Below are 886 nucleotides of genomic sequence, written 5' to 3' on the forward strand. Positions count from 1 at the left end.
CGGGCGCCTGCCGGCCCGGCGGCGGGCCGCCGCCCGGGCGGGTTCACGGGGAATTGACGGGCGCCGGCGCATTTTTTACGGCGTTTTTATGCCGGCGTTCCTAGACTGGGGCCATGTTCCACCCGCAGCCCGCCACCGCCCGCCGGCACCCCTCCGGCCCCGTGGCGGCGACTCGCCCCATGCCGCATTCCTGCGCTTTTCCGACCCTTCACCGCGTGGCCCTGGAGGCCCGGCCGCCGGCCGACAGCGACATCGTCGTGCTGCCGCTGCGCCTCTTTCATACCGACGTGCTGGAAGGGCGCCGCTCGCTGCACCGCATCCTGGGCCCGCGCGTGCAGGGCTACCGCATCGACGTGGATGCGGCCCGGCACTGCATCCGCATCGAGATGAACGTGCGCCGCGGCGAACTGGCCGCGTGCCTGCGCCTGCTGACGGCCGGCATGCCCTGCGCGGAATTCGGCCGCATCGCCCGGCCCACCCACTGGATGCACTGAGAACCTGTTCGATGCACGACGTTGCCCTGCACCTCTTTCTGGCCCTGCTCGTGGTCTTCCTGCCGCTCGGCGGCGCCTGGTGCCTGCTGTACTGGATGGAGCGCCCGGCCCCGCGCCCGGACAGCGGGCGCGATCATGAATAAGGCCCGGCCCCGTGCCACGCCCGGGCGGGCGATCGATGCCGGCGTGCCTGCCGATGCCCGTGCCCTGGAGGCGATCGAGCGCGCCTCGTTCCTGGGAGACCGCATCTCGCTGCCGAGCTGGCGGCGCCTGCTGCGCAGCCGTTCGGCCCGCGTGATGGTGGCGCGGCCGGCGGCGGGCGTGGCCCCGGGCGGCGGCGCGCTGCTGGGCGCCTGCGTGGTCCTGCGCCGCCGGGGCACCTCGGTGGCGCG

2 protein-coding genes and 1 pseudogene are annotated in these 886 nt (G+C 74.4%); all 3 read left to right on the forward strand.

Annotated features, from left to right (window positions below):
* Nucleotides 1–113 precede the first annotated feature (113 nt).
* Entirely contained in the window at nucleotides 114–494 is a 381-nt protein-coding gene (locus AC27IQ_RS25895; RefSeq protein WP_284399342.1) for a hypothetical protein, read from the forward strand.
* Between the two features lie 11 nt (nucleotides 495–505).
* Nucleotides 506–637: a hypothetical protein gene (locus tag AC27IQ_RS25900; RefSeq protein ID WP_272564113.1), complete on the forward strand. Its 132-nt coding sequence runs from the start codon at nucleotides 506–508 to the stop codon at nucleotides 635–637.
* A pseudogene (locus AC27IQ_RS25905) lies at nucleotides 630–886 on the forward strand (hypothetical protein); the annotation flags it as partial. The gene AC27IQ_RS25900 and the pseudogene AC27IQ_RS25905, both read left to right, overlap by 8 nt.

The sequence above is a fragment of the Acidovorax sp. KPB24-07 genome (assembly GCF_057543315.1).

Bases quoted from the DNA above. Each gene is read 5' to 3' on its own strand.
- AC27IQ_RS25895 (WP_284399342.1), top strand. From the start codon at position 114: ATGTTCCACCCGCAGCCCGCCACCGCCCGCCGGCACCCCTCCGGCCCC.
- AC27IQ_RS25900 (WP_272564113.1), top strand. From the start codon at position 506: ATGCACGACGTTGCCCTGCACCTCTTTCTGGCCCTGCTCGTGGTCTTC.